At 36.5% G+C, this 21,752-nt stretch carries 15 protein-coding genes and 3 pseudogenes; 6 read left to right on the top strand and 12 right to left on the bottom strand.

What is annotated here, in order from left to right; genetic code table 11:
- The first annotated feature begins 345 nt into the window (after nt 1–345).
- Together F6K18_RS10045 and F6K18_RS10040 are read left to right on the top strand one after the other, a co-directional pair.
- Nucleotides 346–3,762 carry an ATP-binding protein gene (locus tag F6K18_RS10045; protein WP_287520574.1) on the top strand — a complete coding sequence of 1,139 codons (3,417 nt, stop codon included), beginning with the start codon at nt 346–348 and terminating at the stop codon, nt 3,760–3,762.
- A gap of 649 nt (nt 3,763–4,411) precedes the next feature.
- Nucleotides 4,412–5,188, top strand: a complete 777-nt coding sequence (locus tag F6K18_RS10040; protein WP_287520572.1) for an amino acid racemase — start codon at nt 4,412–4,414, stop codon at nt 5,186–5,188.
- A gap of 12 nt (nt 5,189–5,200) precedes the next feature.
- Here F6K18_RS10040 and F6K18_RS10035 read toward each other — a convergent pair whose 3' ends face one another.
- The 3 genes and pseudogenes from F6K18_RS10035 to F6K18_RS37280 all read right to left on the bottom strand — a co-directional run bounded on the left by F6K18_RS10035 (nt 5,201) and on the right by F6K18_RS37280 (nt 11,324).
- Nucleotides 5,201–6,532 carry a dicarboxylate/amino acid:cation symporter gene (locus tag F6K18_RS10035; protein ID WP_287520570.1) on the bottom strand — a complete coding sequence of 444 codons (1,332 nt, stop codon included), beginning with the start codon at nt 6,530–6,532 and terminating at the stop codon, nt 5,201–5,203.
- Between the two features lie 761 nt (nt 6,533–7,293).
- The gene (locus F6K18_RS10030; RefSeq protein WP_287520569.1) at nt 7,294–9,978 is read right to left on the bottom strand and encodes a HEAT repeat domain-containing protein; all 2,685 of its coding nucleotides are present in this window, start codon (nt 9,976–9,978) and stop codon (nt 7,294–7,296) included.
- A gap of 170 nt (nt 9,979–10,148) precedes the next feature.
- Nucleotides 10,149–11,324: pseudogene (locus tag F6K18_RS37280) on the bottom strand (RNA-guided endonuclease InsQ/TnpB family protein).
- Nucleotides 11,325–11,571: 247 nt separating this feature from the next.
- On the opposite strand from F6K18_RS37280, the gene pip reads away from it, so the two are divergent.
- A complete protein-coding gene (pip, locus tag F6K18_RS10015; protein WP_287520565.1) occupies nt 11,572–12,519 on the top strand; it encodes a prolyl aminopeptidase in 948 nt (315 codons plus the stop codon).
- A 312-nt stretch (nt 12,520–12,831) separates the two neighbouring features.
- Here pip and F6K18_RS10010 read toward each other — a convergent pair whose 3' ends face one another.
- Together F6K18_RS10010 and F6K18_RS10005 are read right to left on the bottom strand one after the other, a co-directional pair.
- Nucleotides 12,832–13,251 carry a hypothetical protein gene (locus tag F6K18_RS10010; RefSeq protein WP_287520563.1) on the bottom strand — a complete coding sequence of 140 codons (420 nt, stop codon included), beginning with the start codon at nt 13,249–13,251 and terminating at the stop codon, nt 12,832–12,834.
- Nucleotides 13,232–13,465, bottom strand: coding sequence for a class I SAM-dependent methyltransferase (locus tag F6K18_RS10005; protein ID WP_375341308.1), 234 nt, complete (start codon nt 13,463–13,465; stop codon nt 13,232–13,234). Before F6K18_RS10005 ends, F6K18_RS10010 begins: the two co-directional genes overlap by 20 nt.
- Here F6K18_RS10005 and F6K18_RS37275 point away from each other — a divergent pair.
- Both F6K18_RS37275 and F6K18_RS10000 read left to right on the top strand, forming a co-directional pair.
- A pseudogene (locus F6K18_RS37275) lies at nt 13,419–13,538 on the top strand (DUF3365 domain-containing protein); the annotation flags it as partial. The gene F6K18_RS10005 and the pseudogene F6K18_RS37275 overlap by 47 nt on opposite strands.
- Nucleotides 13,539–13,610: 72 nt before the next feature.
- Nucleotides 13,611–14,405, top strand: a pseudogene (locus F6K18_RS10000) (adenylate/guanylate cyclase domain-containing protein); the annotation flags it as partial.
- Nucleotides 14,406–14,969: 564 nt separating this feature from the next.
- On the opposite strand, the gene F6K18_RS09995 reads toward F6K18_RS10000, so the two are convergent.
- The 7 genes from F6K18_RS09995 to F6K18_RS09965 all read right to left on the bottom strand — a co-directional run bounded on the left by F6K18_RS09995 (nt 14,970) and on the right by F6K18_RS09965 (nt 19,754).
- The gene (locus F6K18_RS09995; protein WP_353735051.1) at nt 14,970–15,485 is read right to left on the bottom strand and encodes a pentapeptide repeat-containing protein; all 516 of its coding nucleotides are present in this window, start codon (nt 15,483–15,485) and stop codon (nt 14,970–14,972) included.
- 450 nt (nt 15,486–15,935) lie between these two features.
- A complete protein-coding gene (gene lspA, locus F6K18_RS09990; RefSeq protein WP_287520558.1) occupies nt 15,936–16,430 on the bottom strand; it encodes a signal peptidase II in 495 nt (164 codons plus the stop codon).
- Nucleotides 16,431–16,695: 265 nt separating this feature from the next.
- A complete protein-coding gene (locus F6K18_RS09985) occupies nt 16,696–17,178 on the bottom strand; it encodes a hypothetical protein (RefSeq protein WP_287520556.1) in 483 nt (160 codons plus the stop codon).
- 114 nt (nt 17,179–17,292) lie between these two features.
- Nucleotides 17,293–17,877: a biotin transporter BioY gene (locus tag F6K18_RS09980; RefSeq protein WP_287520553.1), complete on the bottom strand. Its 585-nt coding sequence runs from the start codon at nt 17,875–17,877 to the stop codon at nt 17,293–17,295.
- 52 nt (nt 17,878–17,929) lie between these two features.
- Nucleotides 17,930–19,024, bottom strand: coding sequence for a biotin synthase BioB (bioB, locus tag F6K18_RS09975; protein WP_287520550.1), 1,095 nt, complete (start codon nt 19,022–19,024; stop codon nt 17,930–17,932).
- Nucleotides 19,025–19,093: 69 nt separating this feature from the next.
- Nucleotides 19,094–19,363, bottom strand: coding sequence for a hypothetical protein (locus F6K18_RS09970; protein WP_287520548.1), 270 nt, complete (start codon nt 19,361–19,363; stop codon nt 19,094–19,096).
- A gap of 214 nt (nt 19,364–19,577) precedes the next feature.
- On the bottom strand, nt 19,578–19,754 hold the full coding sequence (locus F6K18_RS09965) for a hypothetical protein (RefSeq protein WP_287520546.1): 177 nt from the start codon (nt 19,752–19,754) through the stop codon (nt 19,578–19,580).
- Nucleotides 19,755–19,921: 167 nt separating this feature from the next.
- Between F6K18_RS09965 and pstS the strand changes: the two genes are divergently transcribed.
- Complete coding sequence (pstS, locus tag F6K18_RS09960) at nt 19,922–21,007, top strand: phosphate ABC transporter substrate-binding protein PstS (RefSeq protein WP_287520544.1); 1,086 nt, start codon at nt 19,922–19,924, stop codon at nt 21,005–21,007.
- The last annotated feature ends 745 nt before the right edge of the window (nt 21,008–21,752 follow it).

The following is a 21,752-nucleotide window of genomic DNA, read 5'->3' as shown; positions in this document are numbered from 1 at the left end:
ACTCCCCTACTCCCTCGCTCAAGATAATATACTGGACTTTGAACAGAAAACCTATAGCTTAATTCCAGATGAATTTTTTGAAGAATAAGTGGCATATTTTTTGACTTTTAATAGACATCCCCAATCATAAAAAATCAAATCAATTATCCCACAGAAATTATCAATTATTCCCCTCTACAGTTAGGGTTAGGGGTGGGTTCCCTGCTCCTCTACTCCCCTACTTTTTAGAGGATAATAAAGCAAAAATTTCCTGTGACTCAATCCTCTTCTTTTAAAGGAAAGGTAATTATTAATTATTAATTGTTAATTGTTAATTGTTGAACTATTCCCTTTATTTTAAAGACTATGGCATCTATAAATCAAGATTTATTAATCGAGAATACTAGAAAAAATTCCCTGCGCAACGTTTTTATTGTCCCTTTTATTTTACAAATATTAACAACATTTGCATTAATTGGTTATCTCTCTTTTAGAAATGGAGAAAAAGCAGTTAATAGATTAGCAAGTCAATGGGAACATGAAGTCACAAACCGTGTCGAAGACCACCTAAATCACTACCTAGAATACCCTCATATTATTGTTCAAAGTAATCTCAATGCTATTGAACTCCAACAACTGAATACCACCAATATCGATACCTTAGCCTTTCATTTCATTAAACAAATTCAATTGTATAAATTTGTTTCTGCTATTTATTTTGCAGGCGACTATAAAAATGGAGAATATGCTCAAGGCAGACGAAATATAGATAGTACCCTAAATATAAAAGTATTTGAAGATTTTCCCAATCGAGTCGATTATCTCGTAAATAAAGAAGGTCAACGTATTAAAAAACTGCAAAATAGAGATTTTTATCCCCAAACAAGACCTTGGTATAAAGCTGCAATAACAGCACAGAAACCAACCTGGAGTGAAATTTATAACTTTGTTGGTCATGGCGAATTAGGCATTACATTTTCTGCACCTGTATTAGACAAAACCGGGCAATTTAGGGGAATAATTGCCGTAGATTTGATTCTGAGTGATATTAGCGATTTTCTTAGACAACTAGAAGTCCCCCCTAGTAGTCAAGTTTTTCTGTTAGAAACCTCTGGAGATTTGATTGCTAGTTCCACATCAGAAAGTCCCTATTTTTTATCAGAAGAAAGTCAAATGCCACAAAGAATAAAAGCAGTAGCTAGTCAAAATCAATTAACTCAAGCAGCTGCCAAATATTTGAGCCTAAAAATAGACAACCTTTCCGAAATTCAAACAATTCAAGAATTTAAATTTAAAGTTAATGGCCAAGCTCATTTTCTTCATATTGCTCCACTGGAACTTCAGCAAGGTTTAGACTGGATACTTGTAATAGCTGTGCCGACTTCTGATGTAATGGGAGAGATTCATGCTAATACACGCACCACGATATTACTTTGTATTGGAGCTTTAACTGTAGCAATTGTAGTAGTAATTATGACAGTAAGTTTAGTTACCGCACCTATTCTCAAACTAAATTCTGCCGCCAAAAAAATTTCTGAAGGTAAATGGGAAACTAAACTCAACATTGACCATAACGATGAAGTAGGAGAACTGACTCACTCTTTTAATTGTATGGCGAACCAACTGAAAAATTCATTTGAATCTCTAGAAGCAAACAACGAACAACTCAAGGAACTCGATCGGATCAAAGACGAATTTTTAGCGAACACTTCTCACGAACTACGAACCCCCCTCAATGGTATTATCGGTATTGGTGAATTCCTTTTAGAAAGCAATACAGAAAATTTGAATCAAGTCACCACTGGCAATTTAACGATGATAGTTTCTAGTGCTCGCCGTCTCTCCAACCTTGTCAACGACATTCTTGACTTTTCTAAAATCAAACACCACACACTAGCATTAGACTTTAAACCTGTTGATGTTTATGGAGTGGTAGAAGCAGTAGTCATCTTAAATCTTTTACTCAGCAAAAAGAAAAATATCAAACTAATAAATGCTACTCCTAAAGATTTACCCCCTGTCTATGCTGATGAAAACCGTCTACAACAAATTCTATATAACTTAATCGGTAATGCTATTAAATTTACTGAGTCTGGTCAAGTCAAAGTCTCAGCAGAATTAGTTGACAACCATAAGACAAACTCCGATCGCAAACCCTGCACCCAAGACCGAGATATAGATCAATCTAAGCAACTGATAATTGTCGTCTCCGATACTGGTATCGGTATTCCCGCTGATAAACTAGAGCGCATCTTTGAATCATTTGAGCAAGGAGAAGGTTCCACAGTTAGAAAATATGGTGGTACAGGTTTAGGGTTAGCAGTCACGAAACAGTTAGTTGAACTCCATGGTGGTCGGATATGGGTTGAATCTGAGGTCGGTGTCGGTTCTCATTTTCGCTTTACCCTACCCATTTCTCAAAAACCTGTAACCGATCCCCCGTGTCTTCCGACTTCTAAAATCAACAGTATTCGTCATTCGGTCGAACAACTAGAAATACCCGTAGAAACTGAACCCAACGAATGTTATTTAGCTGATGGTGATTTCCACATTTTAGTTGTTGATGATGAACCAATAAATATTCAAGTTCTCAACAATCACTTAACAGCAAATCACTACAAAGTTACCCAAGCATTAAACGGAAAAAGTGCTTTAACTGCTTTAGATAAGGAAGAAAATATAGACTTAATTTTGCTAGATGTAATGATGCCTAATATGTCTGGTTATGAAGTTTGCGCTAAAATTAGGGAAAAATATCCTGCCCAAACGTTGCCAATTTTAATGTTAACAGCTAAAAATCAAGTGGCTGATTTAGTCATGGGTTTTCAATTTGGTGCTAATGATTATTTGACTAAACCTTTTGCCAAAGATGAATTATTAACTAGAGTTAAAACTCATCTGCAATTATCAAAAATTACTAATGCTTACAGACGTTTTGTCCCCCACGAATATGTAAAATTACTCTCTAAAGAAAATATTATTGATGTTAATTTAGGCGATAGAGTTTGTAAGGAAATGGCAATTTTCTTTTCTGATATTCGTTCTTTTACTACTCTATCTGAAAAGATGACAGCTCAAGAAACTTTTGCTTTTGTTAATGCTTATTTACAACAAGTTGCCCCAGAAATTCGCGGTCGTAATGGTTTGATTATTAAGTTTATGGGAGATGGCATTATGGCAGTATTTCCTAATGGTGTTGATGATGCTCTACAATCAACTATTTCTCAGCTTCATAAATTACATAAATATAATCAAACTCTACAAGCTACAGGTTTATTTCCCATTAAAATTGGTGTAGGAATTCATTGGGGTCGCATGATGGTTGGTATAGTGGGAGAGAAAACTCGGATGTCGGGAGATGCGCTTTCTGATAATGTCAATTTGACAGCTCGTTTGGAAGGTTTGACTAAGTATTATGGGGTTTCTTTGTTAATTTCTGAATCAGCTTTTCAGGGTTTAAAAAATCCAGAAAAATATCAAATTAGGTTTTTAGACCGAGCATCTGTTAAGGGTAGAGATGAACCAATTAATGTTTATGAAGTGATGGATGGTGAAATTGATGAAGTGCGAGAATTAAAGTTAAAAACTCAGGCAGATTTTGAAAGTGCTACAAAATATTTTTGCTCTGGAGACTTAGTTTCAGCTAAACATTATTTTCACAAAGTATTAGCAGTTAATTCTTCAGACAAAACAGCTAAACTTTATTTAGATAGAATTGATAAATTAACAATAAATGGTGTTCCTAAAAACTGGGATGGAGTTTGGGCATTTACCGAAAAATAATTGTCAGCATTCATCAGTCAGCTATCATCTATCAGCTTTATTACTTTTAGTGGGCAATTTAAGCTTGTTGTTCTTATGCTTCAATTCTGTGCTTAAAATTGTAGTAGAAGTTAAGCAAATACTTGGTTCATTCATTAAAAAACTGTTTGCGCAGCATAACAAACGAAAGAGCTGACCGCTAATAGCTGTTTGCGCAGCAGTCCGCAGGAAATACTTACAAATAATTTTAATTATAAGCAGAGAAAATTTTGAAATTATTTAATTATATCATGTCCGGATAATTAGCGATCAAAAAACTTTCTCCTTTTCCTCCTCTTGCTTTTTCCTTATTCCTTCTTCGTAAGCATTTCCTACGGAATGCTGCGCAAACAGCGGTCAGCAATCAGCTATCAGCTATAGCAATGAGCGCTGGTATATTTACAAATTGCAGGATGGGCAAAATAGCTAAAAGTCTTATATTATTCCTTCGGAATGCTGCGCAAACGGCAATTTATTCCCCCTGTTGCCTATCATCACCATTAGACTTTTTCAGCAAACCCTAATTATAATTAGTAATAAAAATATATTAAAATTATCAAGGTGATTATTGTCTTCTGTGTAAGGAGATACGATCTTTAAAATATACCCTAATTGATTAGACTTATTGATTATGAAACAAGTGATTCAGCAAAAAGCAATTCCAGGAATTATTGGCGGTTTGGGGCCACTTGCTCATATTGAATTTGAACGTCGGTTAATTGCCTTCAATGCTGAACGAGGTATTTCTTGCGATCGCGACCATCCCATTTGGATTTTAATTAATGCAACTGATATTCCAGACCGTACTCAAAGCTTGCTGGGAAATGCGCCAAGTTGTACTCCTTCGCTAGTGAAATACGGGAAAATGCTACAAATGGCAGGAGCAGATTTTTTGGTGGTTACTTGTAACACCGCTCATGCATTTTACCAAGCAGTGCAATCTCAATTAGATATTCCCTGGATTCATCTGATGAATGTAACGGCAGCATTTATTCAAAGTAGTTATCCTGAAAGTTGTAAGGTTGGTGTTTTAGCAACAACAGGAACATTGCAAGCTAAACTGTATGATCATAGTTTAAGTGCTTTAGGTTTTACTGTGATTGCACCTCCCTTAGAATATCAATTGCAACATGATATTATGAATGCAATTTACCATCCAGTTTGGGGAATTAAAGCTACAGGAATCGAAATGTCTCCCACCCCTGTTGCAATTTTAGACAATGCCATGACATGGTTAGAAAAGCAAGGAACAGAAATAGTCATTGCTGGTTGTACAGAAATATCAGTAGTCTTGAAGCAACTGAGATACAATTCTATAGTTGATATTGACCCCCTTGATATTCTTGCTCATCTGACTTTAGATTTAGCATTTGGTCATCAAGACATTCCGATTATTAGACCCAAATAATCTGGTTCAAAATTAGACTTCTAATCTTTGAGATTCAGAGGCAAATGTTGGTGATTGTTTGGAATTGGAATCAGCGATCGCTGCTGTAGCAGCAATTGCGGTGTGAACAATTCCTACAGTTCGGAAGGGATCGATAATTGGGTCAATGGCAATCAATAGTAACAATACAGCTTCTAGTGGTAAACCCAAGGGTTTTAACACTAAGTCCAACACAGTTAAAGTCACAATTCCTGTTGCTCCTGCTGTTGCCATACCCGCTAAAATTGAAGCAATGATAATAATTAGGCAACTAGATAAGTTTAATTGATTATGATAAAGTTGACCTACAAAAATAGAAGTTGCTGCAAAATAAGCAACTGAACCAAATCGACAAACTGTCATAGTTAAAGGAACTACTAGATTAACTGTTTGTGTATTAAAGTTTAGGGATTCAGATAAAGCAGAAATAGAAGAAGGTAAGCAAGTAAAACTACTTCTAGTTACCAAAGCTAAAATTGTCGGTTTTTTTAAACTAACCACAACTTGCCATAAAGAACAACCCGCCCTTTGCCAAACAACAAATGTACTAACTAGATAAATAATAAAAAATATTAAAATTGTCACGATTACAAAATTTTTCATAGCAACTAAAACATCAAAACCAGTAGTTGCTATTTGGCTAGCTAAAAGAAAGCACAAACCTATCGGCAAGAATAAAATTATCCAGTCAATTAATTTGTTAGATGTTTTAAATACAACTTCTAAAGTATTAAATACATCTTCTTTATTAGATTCTTCGATATTTCCCATTGCTGCACCAAAAACAATGGCAAAAAAAAGCGTTGCTAGAGCATTACCCTCACTTAAAGACACAAAAATATTTTCTGGAACTAAATTGAATAAAAAAGATATTAAAATTTCTTGTTGATTCATAACATCCCCATTAGGAGATATATCCAAATCTAATTCTGATTTGTTCACAACTAGACCCAAAGTTGTTAAGGTTGAATCATCGAAACTTCCTCCAGGATTAGTTAATGCTGTAACTATCTCTCCAATTATACTTACACCAACCAATCCAATTAAAAATACAATTAAAATACGTTTGATATACTTATTAGCCTCATTACTACTCATCAGTCTGCCTACACTCATAGTTATTGCTGAAAACAATAATGGTAAAACACACATTTTCAATAACCTAAGATACAAATCTCCATAAGGAGTTAAAGCCTGGCTAAGATTCTTTTCATAAATTCCTAAATATAATCCTAGTAAAATTCCAGGAACAATAGACCATGGATTACCCAATACCTTGATTAATGAATAAAAATTAAATCCATTAAATACTTCGTTTTTAATCATAATCAAAATGAAAAGTTTTTGATTTTAATTCATAAATAGTTTGCAGAATATTCTATTTTGATAAAACTTTATCAGAAGAACAACAATTCCGAAAACAACCAGGGTAAATTTTAGAATGAGATGTTTTTTTTAAAGAATTAGTAACCATTCAGCAGTCAGCTATCAGCTATCAGCTTTATTACCTTTAAAGGAGAAAAAAGCAATTTTATCAAAGCTTCAGAGTAGGAATCTCTGGTTGAGAATGTAGTAGAAATGTAAGCATTCATCCATGAGATTGTTCGCCTCCACAGGCTAGAGTAGATTTCCAGACATCACCTTTATATCATAAACAACTGATTTTGTCAATTGTGCAGACAAAATTTTTGACATTTTAGATAATCACTAACAATAGATTGTACTAAATCTGGCGATCGCTAATACCAATTTGATAAATGTTTGCTACATTTTCTTAAGTGGGGGAGTAGGGGGGTTAACGGCCGTTAACCCCTACCATTAAATAGCACTCACCACTCAGCATTAGGACTTTTTTTACGTTGAGTCGGGGATTTAAATCTCTCCTATAACTATTCGGCGCAATAATTGCTGGGGATTTAACCCAAGGTCAAAAAGCTGTTAACGTTAGCGTTTGCGCAGCATTCCGCAGGAAAAGAGGCAGTTCCTCTGCAAGAGGCTAGCTGTTTGCGGAGCATTCCGGTACGGAAAATGCTGATAGCTGATAGCTGATAGCTAGTTAAACTTGCTGTAGATATAGCTTAGATTCGCTAAAATCCTGTTAAAGTTTTCAGGGCAAACTTTTGTACTTGCTCATCTAAGTCATTTTCAGCTAGATCGCGCAATAACTGAAAAATCTGAGTATTTTCTTGATATTGTTCGAGAATTGCCTCTAAAGCAGTTTGGCGCGGGTTATCTTCCCATTCTTCCTGGCGTACAAATGGATCGGAGTATGTGCGAGTGCAGAAAAATTCAAACATTCCAGGTTCATCATGCCAACCTAAAGCTAACTGCTGTATTGCTGAACGTCGTACATAAAAATTCTCATCAGACTCAGCTAGTTTTTTGAGCATAATAACCGCAAAAGGATCGTTTTTTCCCAGTAGAGCAAATAATTCTAAAGCAGTTTGTCGCACATAAAAACTACGATCGCTCATAGCGACTTTTTTGATAATTGCTATTGTATCAGGGTCATGTTGCCAACAAATACCTAACTCAACCACTGCTGTTTGTCGAACGCACACATCCTCATCAGAAATAGCTAATTTTTTAAATAACACTAATATTTCAGGGTGATCTTTCCAACCGAGAGCTAATTGCTGCATTGCTGCTTGTCGTACTTCTCGCTCATCTGTAGACTCAACCGTTTGTTTGAGAATAGTCAAAGTATCAGGGTCATCTTTCCATCCGAGAGCTAATTGTTGCATTGCTAGCTGTTGTAAATCTGGGCATTTAGCAGATACGGCCAACTTTTTGAGAGCAGATATAGTATCGGGGTCATCCTTCCAAGTAGTAGCTAATTGTAGGACTGCTGACTGTTGTAGCTCTGAACAATTACCAGACGTAACCAGTTGTTTGATAATATCTAGAGTGTCAGGATCATCTTTCCAGTCTGTAGCTAACTGTTCCATTGTTGCTTGTTGCACATAAGAACACGGATCGTCAACTGCTTGTTGTTTCAACCAAGCTAAGATATTAGGGTCATCCTTACCCTCATTGCCTAATTTAACGACCGCTGCTACTCGCACATCCGAACATTGATCGGATACAGCAATTTGTTGCAGAGTTGCCAAAGTATCATTATCATTTTTCCAAGTACTAGCTAACAATTCCATTGCTGCTATGCGTACTTCTGAAAAATTATCGGACAATGCTGCTTGTTTAATAGTAGTGATCGCCTCTGGGTCATCTTTCCAACCTGTGACTAACATCTCCATTGCTGCAATTTGTACATCGTGGCGATCGTCAGACAAAGCAACTTTTTTGACAACTGCAAAAGTCTCAGGATCGTCATGCCAAGCAGTAGCTAGTTGTTCAACTGCTAACTTCCTAGCGTGCCAACAATCATCTTTGAAAACGACTTGTTTGAGAATACTCAAAGTATCAGTGTCATCTTTCCAACCGATAGATAATTCTCGTATTGCAGCCACTCGTGCATCAGAGTTAGACAGAGCCAATTTTTTCAGGAGAGCTAAAACACTAGGGTCATCTTTCCACCCAACAGTTAATTGTGCTACTGCGATCTCTCCCACTACCCAACATTCAGGAGACTCCGCCTGTTGTTTGAGAAAAGTCAACACATCTGGGTCATGTTGCCAAAATGCACCCAACTGTACCACTGCCAGCTCTCGCATCCGCCAACATTCATCTGACTGCACAACCTGTTTGAGAGTAGCTACTGTATCAGAGTCTTTTTGCCAGTTGTCGATCAAGTACCCCATTGCTGCTTTTCGCACTTCTGAAGCTGTGTCTGATATAGCCAACTTTTTCATAATAGCCACTGTATCATAATTTTCCCTCCAATCTGTTATTAACTGTTCCACTGCTGCCAGTCGGACATGAGAACACTGGTCAAATTCTGCCAGTTGTTTGAGGGTCGATCGCGTATCTGGATCGTTTCCCCAATTTTCTGCTAGCTGACTCATCGCAGCTCGTCGTACCTCTGAAGCTTCAGCAGACAAAGCCAACTGTTTCAGAATAGTTCCGGTATCAATGTCATCTTTTGCCAGTTTGGCTAACTTGAATACTGCTTCTGAAGCCACATAGGGGCTTGGATCGGACATTGCCATTCCTTTGAGCCAAGCTAAAGTCTTGCGGTCGTACTTCCCATCTTGATTTAATTTTTCTATGATGGTTAAACGTACTCCCCAATGTTTATCTGATTCTGCTCTTTGTCTTAGCCAGGTGAGAGTATCTATATCTTGCCAACCTTCAGCTAAAAGTTCTACTGCTGTTTCCCGCAAAGCTTCATCAACATCGGATACAGCTCGTTGTTTCAAAAATGCTAGGGTATCTGGCTCATTTTGCCAGTTTTGGGCTAACTGTTTTAATGCTGCATAACGTACATTTGAGGAACGATATTGGTCTGCCAAAATCAGTTGTTTCAGGAAAGCGATCGTATTTGGATCGTCATGCCAACCTGTAGTTAATTGGGTAAGTATGGCTTCTTGTACCCACCAATATTCATTGTTAGATACTACAAATTGTTTAAGAAAAGGTAAAATACTAGGATCGTTTTGCCAACCTTGGACAAGATATTCTGTTGCAGCTCTCCGCACATCTGGACATCGATCGGATATAGCTAATTGTTTAAGGATAGCTACAGTATCCGGTTGGTTTTTCCATTCTATGGCTAGCTTTTCCAATGCTGCTATTCGCTGTTCTGGGTCTTCGTCAAACACTACTTGACGTTTGAGGGAAGATAAGGTGTGAGAGTCATTTTTAAGCATCATCATAATAGTGGCCTATTGTAAGTTAATAGTTTTTTTAGCTTTATCTGTATACTGGATAGCTGTAGGGAAACTTTCACAGACTTAATCTATTATAAGTTAAATTACTTAATAAATTAAATGATTGACATCTTCCCTCGTTAAATCCCTCGATTATAACGAGGGATTCCCAAACCTCACGACTTAGGGTTACTGCTTGAGTGGCACTTATCTAGATTGAAAACAACCCCCGACAGTACGCCAACGAGCGTCAATTTGTTGAACCACGATCTGCCCGACCGCAGTGACACCTCGATAACAGATCACTTTTGCTGCTGCTACATCACGGTTGATTGAGTAGTTACATTCAGGAGATTTATGTTCCCGCTCAGACAGGTCTTTTTTACCTGTATGCGCTCCACAATTTGGACAAATTTGACTGGTATATCTGTAGTCTACCTGGCCAAAATCAACCCCTCGTTTCTTGCATACCCAAGCCAAGATACTGAAGAACTGACCGAACCCTGCATCTAAAAGTATGTTTACCTAACATTCCTTTGGCCCAGGTTTTCAAGTCTAGGTCTTCCACAAACAAATATCATTCCTGCTTGGTCGCATAAATGATGAGCTAGTTTAAAGTGAAAGTCTTTTCGGGTGTCTGAGATTTTTTGATGAAGTCTGGCTATCTTTTGGTTAAGTTTATGCCGATTTGCTGACCCCTTAGATTTTAACTTTAACCTACGTTGCAGTAATTTCAACTCGCTTTGTAGTTTTGTTAAAAACTTTGGACGTTCCATCAATTCACAATTCAGTTGTTGCTAAAAATTTATCAAGTTCAATATCAATTCCTAGGGTATGTCCTGAAGCAGGGGTATCCTTCAGCAATTAACAATTAACAATTAACAATTAATAATTACCTCTTCCTCAAAGGGAGAGGATTGAAGCTCAAGGAAAAATTTAATTTTTTCCCATTTCAAGGGGAAGCAAATATTGCTGAATTCTTTAATTATTCATTATTCATTATTCATTATTTGATCGCCCTGCTGTTTCATGTTGCTAAATGCCTTTTCCAAATTCTTGAGAACTTGCTGTAAGACTTGGGCATTTGTTCTTTTGAGTTCTGAGTTAGCTTTCTTAGCTTTTGTTAAGTTGGCGGCTTGTATGCTTTAGTTAGGGTAAGGTGCATCCCCTGGGATTATGTACTCTTGATGCAATGAACAACAGTTAACTGCACATTTCCTACTGTTAATCCAGTCTTTGCGCTCTCTTAAGGCATAATTCCACACCTTCCTACAGGTCGCCAACATATCTTCAATGATGGCTATCTCCTGTTGAGAGGGACTTAACTTAAACTCGTAGGTTAGTGTTAGCATATCCACATTATTATAACATAATTCTATTTTTATTTATAATTATAAATTATTGATTCTTTTGCTTTTCTGATGTTAATCTAGCGTTGTGCCGAGCATCTTTAATTTATTGCAGAAACTTTAGCAATTTATAGAACTATTCAGAATAATATGTTACTTTTTTGATACTAATTAGTAATTAACAATGTAAATAAATATTATTGATCCTAAATTTTTCCTAGAATATCAATATAAATCTTGAAATATAACTATGAGAGAACTTTATCCACCCATTCAACCCCATCAAACAGGCAATCTCAAAGTTTCCGAGCTTCACACTATTTATTATGAAGAATGTGGCAACCCCCAAGGTAAACCAGTAGTATTTTTACATGGTGGACCAGGCGGTGGAATTCTGCCTCTTTATCGTCAATATTTTGACCCCAAAAAATGGCGAATTATTCTATTTGACCAACGAGGTTGTGGTCGTAGTACTCCCCATGCTGAACTATCTCAAAATACTACCTGGAATTTAGTAAATGATATAGAAAAACTACGAGTTCATCTCAGTATTGAAAAATGGGTTGTGTTTGGAGGTAGTTGGGGAAGTACTCTAGCATTAGCTTATAGTCAAACTCATCCAGAAAATTGTATAGGCTTAATTTTACGAGGTATTTTTATGGTGCGCCCGAAAGAAATTTCTTGGTTTTATCAAGAGGGTGCAAGTAATATTTTTCCTGATGCTTGGGAGGAATATTTAAAACCTATTCCTATAGAAGAAAGAGGTGATTTAGTTAAGGCTTATTACCAAAGATTAACCAGTGCTGATGAAAAAATTCGATTAGAAGCAGCACGCGCTTGGTCAATTTGGGAAGGAAGTACCAGTAAATTAATTCCAAATCCAAATGTATCACAAAAGTTTGGCGATAGTTATTTTGCTTTGGCTTTTGCTAGAATAGAATGTCATTATTTCATTAACAAATGTTTTTTTGAACATGAAGAACAGTTATTAAAAAATGTCTATAAAATCCGGCATATTCCAGGAGTAATTGTACAAGGAAGGTATGATGTTGTTTGTCCGATGGTATCAGCTTGGGAATTACATAAAGCTTGGCCGGAAGCTGAATTTATTGTCGTGCCAGATGCCGGACATTCAGTTTCTGAACCAGGAATTATAAATGCTCTAATTAAGGCAACTGATAAGCTGGCAATTCTTTGAAGAAGGCAGAAGGCAGAAGGCAGAAGGCAGAAGGGAAATGATAAAAAAACAGGGTAAGTTTATTTGATAATTGCCAGTATTTATCCATGTTGCACTCTAAAGGCGTTAGGTTTTAAGTAGCGTGGTAAGCTTTTTTCACCTAAAGCCTAAAACCTTCTTCAATATAACTTTCAATCATTCTAATCATTGCTGAAAATCTCTACTTTTATTCTGAAACATTATAATATTATTGGTAATAAAAAATTGGGCATTATTTTGTAGTTTATTTCCTTATCAGTATATTAATAAATGATATTAAACACAGAAATCATTCTAAACAAAACCACCAAATACTGCAAATTTATAATATTTCCAAGGTACAGCTATAGGTACAAATTTGGCAGTTGTTAACATCTCCAAATGGGCAGACAAACTAGCTAATTGGTCTTGATTAGAATAACCATGAGAGTTGCTAGTCCCAATTTTGGCACGAATTTCTGCTAAAGTGGTTCCTTGACTGATTGCCCACTCCTGCTGTATCTGTTGAAACACCTCTGCTAATTCTGTAGTTGCAGGCAAAACAGGATCGGCATTCCAAAAACAACCTCCATAATTTAAGCTTTTTCTAATCTTTTGAAATAATTTTAATTTCATACTATCGCTCAGATGATGAATAGCGAGAGATGATACACAAGCATTAAAACCATCACCAATAGGGGATGATAAATCAGCGTTATTTGCCCACTTCACCAAAATCCATTTCTATTTCAGTCCACCTATTTGTATACCCAGCAGCATCAATCTTAGTTTTGGCAAATTCTAGCATCCGTGGAGAATAATCCACTCCTAGTATGTGTGCGTTAGGATATTTATCTAATAGCTTTAAACTTAGTTCCCCAGTACCACAACCAAGTTCCAAAATGCGATCGCAATTTTTTGGTACACAACGCACTATGACATCCAACATTTCATCGTTTCGATATGCTCAAGCAGACATTATGAAACCAAGCTGCGTTAGTTGTCATAATAACCACCCAGACAGTCCTAAAAAAGATTGGAAAGTTGGAGATGTACGAGGTGTTTTGGAAATTACTCAACCACTCGATCGCATCATTAAGACAACCAATGCTGGATTACGAGATACATTTTTGACCTTAGCAGGATTGTCTGTATTAGGAATTACTGGCTTAACTTTAGTAATTAGCAAACTTCGACAGACTTCAAAAGAATTGGAGAAACGTGTAATTGAACGCACAGCAGAATTAGCAACAGAAAAAGAAAAATCAGAATCTCTACTACTAAATATTTTACCAGAACAAATAGCACAGAGACTCAAGCAAGGACACCATCAAATTGCTGACGGTTTTGCAGAAGTAACGATCCTATTTGCCGATATTGTTGGTTTTACTCAACTCTCAGAAAAAATTCTACCGCAAGATTTGGTAATATTGCTCAATAAAATTTTTTCAGAATTCGATCGGTTGAGCGATCGCCACGGGTTAGAAAAAATTAAAACTATCGGAGATGCTTACATGGTTGCTAGTGGTCTACCTACTCCACGAGCAGACCATGCCAAAGCTGCTGCAGAAATGGCTCTTGATATGCAACAAGAAATCAGCAAATTTAATTTACAGCATAATTTTGAACTCTGTATCCGCATTGGAATTAACACCGGACCTGTTGTTGCTGGGGTCATTGGCACGAAAAAGTATATTTACGACCTCTGGGGTGATGCAGTGAATACTGCCAGTCGCATGGAATCTCATGGAATTCCCGGTACGATTCAAGTTTCGACAAAAACTTACGATCTCTTACATAATCAGTATATTTTTAAGGAGCGCGGTGCCATAGTAGTTAAAGGTAAGGGTGAAATGAAAACTTATTTATTGATTGGCAGAAAAGTATAGATAGAAAAAAAGAAATCAGGAAAAGGATTAAAAGAAAAATCAGGTATTTAATTAGGGTTTGCTGAAAAAGTCTTTTAGTAGGGGTAGGAGACAGGAGACAGGAGACAGAAGACAGGAGAAATAGGAATGAGCGAGGAGGTAGGAGTAAGAATTGTAAGAATGATTTTTCTGCCCAACTATGAGCCTAAAATACGCTCCATGCATGAGCGTGAAGAGCTGAAAAACAGACACTTTTTTCAAGTCCAAAAAGGCACTTGTCTTTATATGTCAATGCTTTTAGATTTAATCAGCAAGCCATAATTAAATTCCCATCGCCACTAAACATCAGAGAAAATATAAATTGCTTCAGTTCAGAGCGATGGTCTCTTGAGTATCCGTAAATACTTTTAAAGTGAATTTGTTATTTCTCTTCAACAGTTTCATGCTGGATATATAGCAGTCACTATTACTGTATTTGACTTATGAAATAGCTGCAAACTTTGGAATATCAATAATCAAACTTCTTCTTTCTTCCTTCTGCTATATTTGTTATGTTGATGAAAAAAGAACCTCAATTTATCAAAATTAGAGTTTAGGAGGACACCCCAAACTATCGCGGGTAGCTACTCCTGTAATAGGATTAATTCCTGAAGCATTTTTACACATTAATTTTACCTGATAGCGGTCTACTATTGCTCCAGAAAAATCTGCCCCTGTCACCACTGCATTACCGAAGGTGCTACTACTCAACATAGCATCTGTGAAAATAGCATTAGTTAAGTCAGTTTGATCGAAAGTGACTCGATCTGCAAAAGTATCAGTAAAATCTGCTTCACTTAAGTTTGCTCGAAGAAAGTCTCCTTTAGTAATAATTGTTCGTTGCATATTTGCCCCTTGAAAATTTGCACCCCGCATTTCTGCACCTGCAAAGGAAGTACCGTGCAAATCTTTGTGAGAAAAATCTCGATAGTTTAAATCTGTGAGAGTATAATTTACGGTATTTTCCTGTGCTTGAGCTGAATCAATATGAATCGGCAAAATACCTACGGCAGCCAATATTAAGACCAATACTAAAAATACTGTTTTCATCACTACAATCACTGCTCCCAAAGTTGAGTATAATTAAATAATAAATATACCAAATTAGAGACCATCTTAACGAAGTCAGAAGTCAGAAGTTAGAAGTCAGATAAAGTCGCTGTGGGTAGGAGGACGTACAGAAATTATTTTTGTCATGGGGATAGATGAGCAACCCTCCAAAAATATTTCGCCAAAGCGGGGTGGTACGACCCAATTATAGCGCTACGCGCAAGGCAACAGGCGAATACAAAAGGGTTTCAGCTTTTATTTATGTCAAACACCTTAATGTGTAGCGCTATATTTTGATAAAAATAAAAAATTTGACCTTTTTGCGGAGAATTTACAGAGGCGATCGCGCCTTTTAGAATTTAACCGTATAAAAGTCAATTTATAGCAGTCGCCATTACTGTATTTGATATATCAGCCAAATTTTTAGTTATCTAGGAGAGAAAGAAAAACTTCTTCCTTCTACTATTGCGATTTACATTTTGGTCTTCCACTAAAAAATGTAGCAATGAGTAGACAAACAATACCAATATTAATCGAAACATCTGCCACATTGAACACAGGAAAATCTATGAGGCGAAAGTGTATAAAATCTACAACATAACCCAAAACGAACCTATCAATACCATTACCCAGTGCCCCTCCTAAAATTAAACCGTAGCCCAGTTGTTCCCATTTATTAAATCTCGGCCCAAATAAAGCCCAGGCCATGAGGCCAAGACTAACAATCAAAGATAACCATCGCAGCCAATATACTCCACCATTGCTAAATAAACTAAAAGCTGCTCCAGTATTAGTAACATAGGTAAAGTGAAATACACCAGGCCACAAAGCCAGACTTTCTCCAAGTTGAAAATTTTGTACCACCCAAAACTTAGTCAAGTGGTCTAGTAAAATACTAATAATAGCAGCTATCCAGAATAAAAGATTTTTCTGAAAACGTAATTTCAAGATTAACAATTACTATATTTATTTTAATTCATTCTACAATTTAGCAATAATTTTTTAAGATTGCCATGTTAATATATACTTTGCTAAAGCAGCGGAGATTTCTACTAAACCTTAGCTTGTCGGTCGGTTGACATCTCATCAGCTGCTGCTACCGTCAAATCAAAAATTTAAGAAGAAGATCGGATATTTTTGATGAAAATTAACCAGAACGACTCACTTGATTATAAGTACTCCAAATAATTGTTGAATAAGGTTTGAAATAGTTTAAGCAAAGTCAAAAATCAAAGTTTTTTTTATAATAGTCCGGTAAATCTACCCTGATCGTATTAGTAGTTATTGATTCTCCTATTTTATTTTTAATTTTGTCAAAGTTAAGTTTGTATATATTCATGTGTTCATCAATCCTTTTATGAACGATCCACTCTTCATCTATTAATTGTTTCATCCATCTTTGAACTGTTTTTATAGCCAACATTGTTTTTTGACCAATATATTTATGAGTAAGAGAAATAAAACGTATTTCATTTTTTTCTTGGATTTGTCTGAGTGAAATATAATCAAAAAAAGTTATTATTGTGGCTCCACTTTTTTTTCTTAAACTAAAATACTCTAAATATGGATTAAAGATTGAACCTAGACTTTCTGAATCTCTAATTATTGAAGGAACAATTGGGTAAACATTCTCTTCTTCATTATCTATTATATGTATAGTTTCCCATTTGTCAGATTCTAATTCAACTACTATCTCTAAAAACATATTGACTATTCTCTATTTTCTTTATACGGTTTTTAATTTTTTAAGCACAAATAGATAATTTTACAGATTTCTTTTACTCAATTATTTCTTACTCTTTCATTGAAAATTTTATCTCTAATAAAATAGTAAACGGCGTAGTAAATAAGCCATAACTGCTACAGCACATATAATTCCTAGTTGTCCTGGTAAGGGAAAAATAGAAAATCTATAGATAGCTTCCAATAAAGATAATGAATCTGCCTCTTTCCAGCCGAAAATACTGCTAATAATTAGATAAATTAACCCAGTTATATGAACACTGAACAAGCCACATAAACAACTAAAAGTTAATGACTCTAGCTTGGGATATGCTTGAAAAGCTAAATTTCCACATATCCATGCTCCAGGAATAAAACCCAATAAATAACCAAAACTAGGTTCTCTCAAATAGCCTATACCACCGCCTTGACTAAAGACAGGTAATAAAGTTAGACCTAAAAATATATAAGCAATTTGAGAAATAACAGCAGCATTTTTTCCACCCAAACAACCGACAAACAAAACAGCACCAACTTGGTAAGTTACTCCTAAGGAAAAAGTTTTAACTTCTTGTTGTTCCCAAATCCAAGTTGGACTTGCAAAAGATGCAGGTAAAAATGTCGCAGCAATTGTCAAGAGTAAACCTGTAATTGCCCAAAGTAATTGAACTGTAATTGTCACGGCAATTAACAATTATTTCTTAAATATAAACAGTTATTCTACCACCTCAAACCTAATTAGTAGGAATAGGAGCTTCCCCACCTTTTAGTCCTAAAGATTCAAGCATTGCTTGGTCTGTTTCTGGAGGTTGACCAAGAGTTGTCAGATAATGGCCAATCAACATCGCATTAATACCAGCTTTAAGGCCTAAGTTTTGCAATTCTCCCATCACAGCCTCTCGGCCTCCAGCATAGCGAATAATTTGTTCTGGTAAAATCAGACGGAAAATAGCGATCGCCTTCAAAGCATCGTAGGGGTCTAACTTCGGCAATTCACCTAAAGGTGTACCTTCACGAGGGTTTAATAAATTTAACGGTACAGACTCAACCTGCAACTCTCGCAAGGCCAAGGCCAAATCTATCCGGTCTTCCCAAGTTTCTCCCATACCAATAATACCTCCCGTGCAAGCCTGAATACCTGCTGCTTTGAGGTTTTTCACAGTTTCTACTCGGTCATTCCAGCTATGAGTAGTGACTATTTCGGGGTAAAACTGTTCGGAGGCTTCCAAATTATGGTTATAGCGGGTTACTCCTGCCTCTGCTAATGCTTGAGCTTGTTCTGGTGTTACTTCTCCCAAAGCACAACAAGGCTTAATATTAGTCTCAGCGATAATTTGCCGTACTGTAGCCAAAATTTGCTCAAATTCTGTAGATTTGGGACTGTTATACTTAATACCTCTACCTTGAGAAACCAAGCAAAATCTTTTAGCCCCAGCGGCTTCTGCTGCCTTTGCTTGAGCTAATATTTCTTCTGTAGATTTGAGGCCATAAATTGGGGAAGCTTCTCCAGGATGATGAGCTGACTGGGAACAGAAGCTACAGTTTTCTGAACAGCCTCCTGATTTGACATTAATGATGCTACATAGGTCTACAACATTACCACAGCAAGCTTGACGGACTCGATCCGCAGCTTCACAAAGTAGGAGTATCTCTTCTTTTCCTACAATCTGGGTCAGGGTAATGGCCTCTTCTCGGTTAAGACGGTATCCAGAAATGACTTGCTCGGCCAAGTTTTGCAGCCATGTGTCTAGATGTTGTTTCGTCTCTGGTAAAGATAGGAAAGTTCTAGTGTTTGTTTGTGTATTAGTTGAGCAGGGTGCTTGAACCACGGCTAGCCTTATTAATTACAATATTTTTAATTCTGCGCTATTTTACCATCTTTTCTAATGGCTACGCCATTATATTGACTGCGACAAATTTATATAGCAGGGAACAGGGAACATTGGCAAAAGCTTTTCTTTACCCCTAAGTTGATGAGCCTTAGCAGTACGTATTGATTTGACTTGACCAGTTATTGAATCTAATTCTTTTAGCGCACCACATCCAAGTAATTCATCACCCTCCCAAGCAGACCATAAAGTAATTTCAGGCGATCGTAATGCCTCTAAATAATAATCAAAATCGTGAAAAATTATAGAACCCACATTCCGCACGTCAATTTGTAACATTAAAAGTAGTATATGAATTTATAGCTTGGTAAGTATTTATACTATGCAAATCATCTCAATTACTTTTTTCGTCGATCAAATTTCGAGTAAATAATTAGGGCTTGCTGATTAAATATCAAAGCATTGACTGATATTGGTTTTAGCATTTTTTGGTCTAAAAAAGTGCGCCTGTTTTCGGCTCAAAGAGCTGCATAAAACTAGTATCTTTAGACGATTATGGCAGAAAAGTCAAGGGACAATTTTTCCGACTACCTCCTCTATAATTCCCATTTCTCCTGTCTTCCCCTCCTGGGAGGGGGAGGGGCGAGGGGTGGGTTGTCTCCTGTCTCCTGTCTTCTTCTTTTATACTACATTCTGTGGTGCGGAATGTAGGCTCTAAGGTATGGAGCAACTAAAGGTGAATTAATTTTCACTTGGTATCTTTAACTACTAAAATTTGTTTACTTATTTTTAACCTATTGTTTACCTATTTTTTACTTATTTTTAACCTCTATATGTTCAACTTGTTGCATTAACGTTATGTCTTGTGTTTAAAGTCAATATCACAATTTAATAGTTATGCCACCTAGTATCAATTTTAGTCAGATAATTCGTAATACTTCCAAAGTATCCCTAGTAGCCTTAACAATTGGTCTAGCTACTACAATTACTGGAATAAAATATAGCCTTGCTCAACAAAAAGTCGCCCTAGTTGGTGCTGGGGCATCTTTTCCAGCTCCCTTATATCAGCGTTGGTTTGCCGATATGAGAGATAGTCGTTCCGATGTTCAGGTAGATTATCAATCAGTTGGTAGTGGTGCTGGTGTGGAGAGATTTACTCAAGAATTGGTAGATTTTGGTGCTAGTGATGTGGCAATGAAAGATGATGAAATTGCCAAAGTTGGTCGGGGTGTCATTTTGCTACCTATGACTGCAGGTAGCGTTGTCTTAGCTTACAATTTACCAGGTGTATCCAACCTAAAATTATCCAGGGAAGCTTATGTAGATATCCTTTTGGGTAAAATTACAAACTGGAATGACCCCAAAATAGCTGCTGCTAATTCTGGTGTGAGTCTACCAGACCAAGAAATTACTGTAGTTCATCGTTCTGATGGTAGTGGAACTACAGGGGTTTTTACTAAGCATTTGAGTGCTATTAGTCCAGAGTGGAAACAGAAGGTAGGCGAAGGAAAAACAGTTCAGTGGCCTACAGGTGTAGGTGGTGCTAAAAATGATGGTGTAGCTGCTTTAATTCGTCAAACAGAGGGTGGCATAGGTTATGTAGAGTTTGGTTTTGCTAAGAGTGCTGGTCTCCCTACTGCAGCTTTAGAAAATAAATCTGGCAGTTATATCAAAGCTTCTTTGGAATCTGCTAAGTCTACTCTATCCGCAGTGAAATTACCAGGAAATCTGCGTGCTTTTATTAGCGATCCTGAAGGTGGTGGTTCTTACCCTATTGTTACTTACACTTGGATGTTGATTTATGGCCAATATGATGATGCAGCTAAAGCTCAGGGTATAGAAAAAATGATTGAGTATGGCTTAAATGAGGGTCAAAAGGTAAGTGCTGATTTAGGTTATATTCCACTTCCTGACAATGTTCGTCAGACAGTTGCATCAGCTGCTGATAAAATTAGCTCGGGCTACAAAATAAGTCTCAAGTAATTGTATGTAGTAAAAACTGATACTTAATTCTGATAGTAAAATTGAAAATACTTGGCACTTCATAATCTGAAATATCGGGTGCATCTCAATGCGTGAATAAAGCCAAAAATTTATTGCTTTTAGGCAATAGCTCCGAAAGGCAACAGGCAACAGGGAATATATAGGAAAAAAGTATTTTTGCCAATATGAGATGCACCCTAAATATCTCTTGGCAAGTAATTCCTAATTTTTCAACTATTCAACCCTTCTTGAAGATATAGAGGGGTTAATTTCCTCTAAAATCAATAGCCCCAAATCATAAAATCATATCAAATTCGGTAACATTGCTGTAATTGAATAAAGAGTGTGGGGACCCACTCCTAACCCCTCCCAGGAGGGGAAGGTTGGGAGGTGGGGAAATATTTGGCAATGGTGCAAGTATAGAACATTTTTTTATACCAAATTAAACGGATTTAATATCAGAAATTAAGTCTCATTTTTCTGATGAGCGAAAAAAAACTGATGGCTAATTCAAGTTTGATGAGCTACTACCATAAAAACTTAATATTAGAGCAGTTTTCAATATAAATAGACTACAGTGCAAAGCATTCTCCTACTGTCTACTCCCTCTTTTCCAATAATCAAAAATCAAATCAATTTATAGCAGATAAATCATCAATTATTTCCCCCTACTGTTTACTGCCTACTCCCTCTTTTCCGGATAGGTCTAATTATGACCGCCCATCAAAAACTATTAACCTATCCT

The organism is Okeania sp. SIO2C2, from assembly GCF_010692625.1.
GTDB lineage: Bacteria > Cyanobacteriota > Cyanobacteriia > Cyanobacteriales > Microcoleaceae > Okeania > Okeania hirsuta.
This window is presented reverse-complemented; position numbering and strand designations above follow the sequence as displayed.

What these genes read in the sequence shown, in the direction of transcription:
- F6K18_RS10035 (WP_287520570.1), bottom strand. Translation starts at nt 6,532, where the DNA reads ATGATTAAAAACGAAGTATTTAATGGATTTAATTTTTATTCATTAATC.
- F6K18_RS10030 (WP_287520569.1), bottom strand. Translation starts at nt 9,978, where the DNA reads ATGATGATGCTTAAAAATGACTCTCACACCTTATCTTCCCTCAAACGT.
- F6K18_RS10045 (WP_287520574.1), top strand. Translation starts at nt 346, where the DNA reads ATGGCATCTATAAATCAAGATTTATTAATCGAGAATACTAGAAAAAAT.
- F6K18_RS10005 (WP_375341308.1), bottom strand. Translation starts at nt 13,465, where the DNA reads ATGTTGGATGTCATAGTGCGTTGTGTACCAAAAAATTGCGATCGCATT.
- pstS (WP_287520544.1), top strand. Translation starts at nt 19,922, where the DNA reads ATGCCACCTAGTATCAATTTTAGTCAGATAATTCGTAATACTTCCAAA.
- pip (WP_287520565.1), top strand. Translation starts at nt 11,572, where the DNA reads ATGAGAGAACTTTATCCACCCATTCAACCCCATCAAACAGGCAATCTC.
- F6K18_RS09970 (WP_287520548.1), bottom strand. Translation starts at nt 19,363, where the DNA reads ATGTTACAAATTGACGTGCGGAATGTGGGTTCTATAATTTTTCACGAT.
- F6K18_RS09985 (WP_287520556.1), bottom strand. Translation starts at nt 17,178, where the DNA reads ATGTTTTTAGAGATAGTAGTTGAATTAGAATCTGACAAATGGGAAACT.
- F6K18_RS10040 (WP_287520572.1), top strand. Translation starts at nt 4,412, where the DNA reads ATGAAACAAGTGATTCAGCAAAAAGCAATTCCAGGAATTATTGGCGGT.